9 protein-coding genes are annotated in these 5,266 nt (G+C 61.6%); 3 read left to right on the forward strand and 6 right to left on the reverse strand.

Going from position 1 to position 5,266, the window contains the following annotated elements:
- On the forward strand, nucleotides 1–1,017 hold a 1,017-nt coding region (locus EN914_RS23245; RefSeq protein WP_164778865.1), incomplete at its 5' end, for an NAD(P)/FAD-dependent oxidoreductase.
- 2 nt (nucleotides 1,018–1,019) lie between these two features.
- Here EN914_RS23245 and EN914_RS23250 read toward each other — a convergent pair.
- From EN914_RS23250 to EN914_RS23275, 6 genes are read right to left on the reverse strand one after another with little or no spacing between them, the layout of a single operon-like run.
- Nucleotides 1,020–1,427: a DUF1801 domain-containing protein gene (locus tag EN914_RS23250; protein WP_024501305.1), complete on the reverse strand. Its 408-nt coding sequence runs from the start codon at nucleotides 1,425–1,427 to the stop codon at nucleotides 1,020–1,022.
- Between the two features lie 41 nt (nucleotides 1,428–1,468).
- Nucleotides 1,469–1,861: a VOC family protein gene (locus EN914_RS23255; RefSeq protein WP_024501304.1), complete on the reverse strand. Its 393-nt coding sequence runs from the start codon at nucleotides 1,859–1,861 to the stop codon at nucleotides 1,469–1,471.
- Nucleotides 1,862–1,900: 39 nt separating this feature from the next.
- A complete protein-coding gene (locus EN914_RS23260; RefSeq protein ID WP_024501303.1) occupies nucleotides 1,901–2,341 on the reverse strand; it encodes a DUF1801 domain-containing protein in 441 nt (146 codons plus the stop codon).
- 13 nt (nucleotides 2,342–2,354) lie between these two features.
- A complete protein-coding gene (locus tag EN914_RS23265; RefSeq protein ID WP_013531185.1) occupies nucleotides 2,355–2,576 on the reverse strand; it encodes a hypothetical protein in 222 nt (73 codons plus the stop codon).
- Nucleotides 2,577–2,630: 54 nt separating this feature from the next.
- Entirely contained in the window at nucleotides 2,631–3,056 is a 426-nt protein-coding gene (locus EN914_RS23270) for an SRPBCC domain-containing protein (RefSeq protein WP_024501302.1), read from the reverse strand.
- Nucleotides 3,053–3,376: a helix-turn-helix transcriptional regulator gene (locus EN914_RS23275; RefSeq protein ID WP_013531187.1), complete on the reverse strand. Its 324-nt coding sequence runs from the start codon at nucleotides 3,374–3,376 to the stop codon at nucleotides 3,053–3,055. The genes EN914_RS23270 and EN914_RS23275 overlap by 4 nt, the downstream gene beginning before the upstream one ends.
- A gap of 156 nt (nucleotides 3,377–3,532) precedes the next feature.
- Between EN914_RS23275 and EN914_RS23280 the strand changes: the two genes are divergently transcribed.
- Both EN914_RS23280 and EN914_RS23285 read left to right on the forward strand, forming a co-directional pair.
- Nucleotides 3,533–4,093 carry an RNA polymerase sigma factor gene (locus EN914_RS23280; RefSeq protein ID WP_013531188.1) on the forward strand — a complete coding sequence of 187 codons (561 nt, stop codon included), beginning with the start codon at nucleotides 3,533–3,535 and terminating at the stop codon, nucleotides 4,091–4,093.
- A gap of 2 nt (nucleotides 4,094–4,095) precedes the next feature.
- Nucleotides 4,096–5,266 (forward strand): von Willebrand factor type A domain-containing protein (locus tag EN914_RS23285; RefSeq protein ID WP_127389285.1); only part of this gene is annotated, 1,171 nt, incomplete at its 3' end.

Genomic DNA, 5,266 nt, shown 5'->3' on the forward strand with positions numbered 1-5,266 from the left:
ATCCATGCCAGCCCGAAGAATTTTCTGTCGGGCAATCCGCATTTCTGCATTTCGGCGCTCAGCCGCTATACGCAACGCGATTTCATCGCCCTCGTCGAACGCCACAGCATCGCCTATCACGAAAAGACGCTTGGGCAGTTGTTCTGCGACGGCTCCGCACGCCAGATCATCGACATGCTGGTCTCGGAAATGCAGGACAAGGGCGCCGAACTGGTGCTGTCGACCAGCGTTGAGGATGTCCGCAAAATCGTGGAGGGGTTTGTGCTCACTCTCTCCACGGGCACGATTAGCTGCCAGTCTCTGGTCGTGGCCTGCGGCGGCAAGTCGATCCCCAAGATGGGGGCGACCGGTTTCGGCTACGAGCTTGCCGAACGGTTTGGGCTTGCCATCGTCGAAACGCGGCCGGCGCTGGTGCCGCTGACCTTCGACGCAAACACGCTCGAACGGCTGGCGCCGCTGGCCGGCAACGCCGTCGACGCGGAAGTCGCCTGCGGCAAGACGCAGTTCTCCGAAGCGATGCTGTTCACGCATCGCGGCGTCAGCGGACCATCCATCCTGCAAATCTCGTCCTATTGGCGCGAGGGCGACGAAATCCGCATCGCCATGCTGCCGGGAGTTGATGTGGCGGACCTCATTCGTAGTGCCAAGCGCGGTAATGGGCGGCAGGCGGTGCAGACCGTGCTGGCAAATCACCTGCCGAAGCGGCTGGCGCAGTCGATCGCCGAACGAACCGGCATCGACGGCAACCTCGCCGATCTTGCGGACGCCCAGATCAAAACCATAGCTGCCGCAGTCAATGACTGGCGCATCAAGCCTGCCGGTTCTGAGGGCTACCGCACCGCCGAAGTGACACTGGGCGGGGTCGACACCAACGGGCTGGACCAGAAGACGATGCAGGCGAAATCCGTGCCGGGCCTGTTTTTCATCGGCGAAGTCGTCGATGTCACGGGTTGGCTGGGCGGTTATAATTTCCAGTGGGCATGGTCGTCGGGCTGGGTGGCAGGCCAGGCAGCATAGACTTACTTCCGTGGCTTCGCCCCAGTAGCTGCCGGCGCCTTTTTCTTCTTTTTGGCCTTGTTGTAATCGATGGCGGCACGGACGAGCTCTTTCAAAGCGCTCTCATTGAGCGTGTCGCCCTTGAACACATCGATAGCCCGCCACACCTTGCCGCCAAAACCATTGTTGAACAGCCTGTCGGGATCCGGCAGGCTGGCGCCATGGGAAAAGGTCAGCTTCACCTTGTCCTTGTGGGCGTTGCCGACCACGATGTTGCCGTCGAGGCACCATACCGGGCTGCCCATCCACTTCCACTCCTCGATGATGTCCGGGTCGGCTGCAAGGATGGTCTTGCGGATGTCGGCGAGTGTCTCGCCGCGCCAGTCCGAGAGACCGGCGATCAGCTGGTCGATCTGTTGCGAGGGGGTCATTTGCGTGTCTCCTGTGCGTCGACGCGTTCAACCGCTGCCTGTCACCAGCGCGCCAGTTGGGTAATCTGAACGAGGTTGCCGCAGCTGTCGTTCAGCTGGGCGATGGTTGAACCGGTCACCTCGGTCGGCGGCATGGTGAACGCGCCACCCTTCGCCTTGATGCGCTCGTAGTCGCCCCTGACGTCGTCGGTGAAGAACATGACCGCAGGCTGACCCTGCTGGAAGATGGCTTCCTGATAGGCCTTGGCGGCCGGGTTGTCGTTGAGCGCGAGCTGCAGTTCGGTTCCATCAGGCTCTTCAGCCGAGGTCACTGTCAGCCAGCGATAGGGCCCGTTGCTGAAATCGGCCTTCTTGGTGAAGCCCAGCACGTCGGCGTAGAAGCGCAATGCGTTTTCCTGGTTGTCCACATACACGCTGGTCAGCTTGATCTTCATCGCTCTTTCTCCTCTGTCGTATTCTTGCGTCTGTGGCCGCTACGGGGTCCAGCCGGGCAGGGCGGCGGCCTGCTTGATCCATTCCGCCATTTGCGCCTCCTCGAACCGGTCTTCGCGGATGTCGATCCAGCGCACATCCTTGCTCTTGGCCGTGCCGCCTGGTGGGATCGGTTGCAATGAGATGCCACTGAAAAAGGTCATCTCCACATAGTGGGTGAATACATGGAAACTCGCGAACCAGCCCTGGCCTTCGATGCCGTAGAATGGTGAGTTCCATCGCACGGCCTTGCGGACGTCAGGCACGTTGCCCACGATGAGCGCGTCGAGGCGCTCGCCCAGGCCGCGCTTCCAGTCCGGCATCGCAGCGATATAGGCCTGCACCGGGGCGTCGCCGTCGCCCTTGGCGATTTGCGGGTTGCCGCCGGAGAGCAGCACTGGCGCAGCCTTGGCCTCGGTCGATTGTCCCTGCGTCCTGGCCACTCTGCCCCACTCCCTATCCGCCGGCACGCTGCACGCCGCGTCCCTTGGCGGCATAGGGCAGCACGAACATGTACAGGCCGCTGAGCAGCAGCAGGAGGAGCGGCAGGAGCGGCGAGTAGACCACCCAGGCGGGAGGCTGCCTGAATGCCATGGTGGCGAAGTTGGCGATGACGGTCAGCGCAAAGATGATCGACAGCCAGCGATGCATTTGCCGAACCCACTTGTTCCAGTCCAATAGTTCCTCCTGTCAAAACAACAGGTGCGGACCACCGATCCGCACCTGCGAGTTTCAATCTATCCGCGCCAGGACCTGACTCAGATTTGCAAAGTACTGCCGCCACCCGCTCGTCGCGCCCCGATACGCCTGCTCCTGATCCGGCCGGAAGCCGGACTGTTCCATACGCAACCGGGTGCCTGTGCTGGTCGGCACGAGGGTCCAGGTGACGACACTCTCAAGGCCATAGGCCTGCCACGTGTAGGACAGTGTCTTGTTCAACTCGACGGCTGTTACCTGACAGTCCACAACGATGCTCACGTCAGGTTGCGGTTCCTTCCGCAGCTTGAAACGGTGGTCCACGACTGGCCTGAAGTCGTTCTTCATCAGCCATTCCTCGATCAGATGCGGTTGGGTCAGCGCGCGCCAGATTTTTTCCGGCGGATAGGGGATCTCACGTTCGACGATGACAGAGCGCGTTTCGATCGCAATGTTGGTCATTGGTCCATTCTTTTGAGCAAATTTTCGAGATCGTCGAACCGGCTCTGCCAGAACGCGTTCATCTGGTTCGTCCAGTCGGTCAGTGGGGAAAGTGCTGCCAGTTGGGCGCTATAATGGGTCTGCCGTCCTTGATGGCGATCGCGCACCAGCCCGGCCTGCTTGAGCACGCCGAGATGCTTCGACACCGCAGGTTGAGAGACCCCCGACTGAGCCGTCAGGGCGCCGACCGTCTGCTCGCCTTGCCGGCACAGGCGCTCGAAGATCGCGCGACGCGTCGGATCGGAGAGCGTTCTGAAGAGGACATCGTGAGCGTTCGTCATCCGGGATCGATAACCTTGTGGCTATTGATTTACGTATAACTGTCGAGATATGGATATGTCAAGCGGGGGTGTTGGCGGTCCCGATCCGGCGGTTTCCAAAAAAATCTTTCCATTGCCCCAAGGATTAGCCATTAGCCTTCGTCCAACAGGCAAATGATGGCGATGATGCTGGATGAGAGCGAAGCCTCCGACGCCGAACTGATCGGGCGGGCGAAGGGCGGAGACAGGAGGGCCTTCAGCACATTGCTGGAAAGGCACTATGACTTCGTCTATCGCGCCGCCTATCGCTGGTGCGGCAGGAAGGCCGATGCCGAAGACATCGCCCAGGAAGTCTGCGTCAGGCTGGGCAAAGCGATCCGCGACTATCGCGGCGGCGGCGCCTTCACCACATGGCTCTATTCCGTGACGATGAACGCCGCGCGCGACGTGATGAGAAAGTCCGCCCGCGAGACCGTGAAGACTGAGGCCTATGGCGTCCATGCACTGATCTCGGGCGAAGCGTCGGTCGAACCGGAAGACCCTGCCGAAGCGCTGTGGGCGGCCGTCCGGCGATTGCCGGACAAGCAGCGCGACGCGGTGCTGCTGGTCTATGGCGAAGGGTTGAGCCATGCGGCCGCGGCCGAGGCGATGACAATCTCGGAGACGACGGTTTCCTGGCACATCCATGAAGCGAAGAAACGGCTGAAGACGCTGATGCGCGCGGCCGGGGAAGTGTGACCATGGTTGACGACAACGAACTCAACAGACTGCGCGATATAGCAGCGCCGGCGCCCGCCAAGGATGCCAAGGCACGTGCTTTCGAAGCCGCTCTGCGCGCATACGATCAGGAAAATATTTCTGCCGTTACCCAAGGATCGGTCGGCGGGCTTCGTCTCACAGAGCGAGCACAAAAGCTCTGGAGCGAGATCATGCAAAAGAAACTCATTGCCACGCCGGTTCTTGCCGGGCTCGTCGCCCTGCCGATCGCCGGATACGCCACCTTCGATATGCTGAGGGAACAGCCGCCGAAATTCGGCGGCGACGAGAAAATCACCGAGACGCTGGCCGACAAGCCGGCGACGGTGAAGCCGACGACCGCCGAGCCGAAGCCGGCTCGCAGCGAGCTGGAGAAAGACAAGAAGGCCGACGCCGATGTGGAAAACCGCGACGCGGCCGATGCGCTTGTGGCGCCGGCCTCGCCGCAGAAATCCGAATCGACCGTTGCTTCCGGCGCGGCACAACAGAATGCGCTGGAGCGCGGTGTGCTGGCCGAGCCCGCGCCACCGGCTCCGACAGGCGAATTCGCATTGGATGGCGCCGTAAGTGCGCCCAGTACGTCGCGGGCCCGCATGCCGGCCGAGTCCAAGCTGATGGCGCCGCAGCAGCCGTCGACCTTGCCGGCCGACCAGATGCAGCCGCAACCGGAAAACCGCGACCGCATCGAGGATTTCAAGACCAATCCGGTGCATGCGGCACTCGAGGATCCGGTCTCGACCTTCTCGATCGACGTCGACACAGCCTCCTATTCCTTCGTGCGCAGCTCGCTGAAGCAGGGCACCCTGCCGCAGGTCGATACTGTTCGCGTCGAGGAGATGATCAACTACTTCCCCTATGACTGGAAGGGTCCGGAGTCGGCCTCGACACCATTCAACTCGACCGTCAGCGTCATGCCGACGCCGTGGAACACGCATACCAGGCTGATGCATGTCGCCATCAAGGGTTTTGACGTCAAGCCGACCGAGCAGCCGAAGGCCAATCTGGTCTTCCTGATCGATGTCTCGGGCTCGATGGACGAGCCGGACAAGCTGCCGCTGCTCAAATCGGCTTTTCGGCTGCTGGTCAGCAAGCTGAAGGCCGACGACACCATCTCGATCGTCACCTATGCGGGTGACGCCGGCACGGTCCTGGAGC

Source organism: Mesorhizobium sp. M7A.F.Ca.CA.001.08.2.1 (genome assembly GCF_003998455.1).
Classification (GTDB): domain Bacteria; phylum Pseudomonadota; class Alphaproteobacteria; order Rhizobiales; family Rhizobiaceae; genus Mesorhizobium; species Mesorhizobium ciceri.

Coding starts and splice junctions, on each gene's coding strand:
- EN914_RS23255 (WP_024501304.1), bottom strand. CDS start 1,861: ATGAAGATCAAGCTGACCAGCGTGTATGTGGACAACCAGGAAAACGCA.
- EN914_RS23270 (WP_024501302.1), bottom strand. CDS start 3,056: ATGACCAACATTGCGATCGAAACGCGCTCTGTCATCGTCGAACGTGAG.
- EN914_RS23250 (WP_024501305.1), bottom strand. CDS start 1,427: ATGACCCCCTCGCAACAGATCGACCAGCTGATCGCCGGTCTCTCGGAC.
- EN914_RS23280 (WP_013531188.1), top strand. CDS start 3,533: ATGGCGATGATGCTGGATGAGAGCGAAGCCTCCGACGCCGAACTGATC.
- EN914_RS23275 (WP_013531187.1), bottom strand. CDS start 3,376: ATGACGAACGCTCACGATGTCCTCTTCAGAACGCTCTCCGATCCGACG.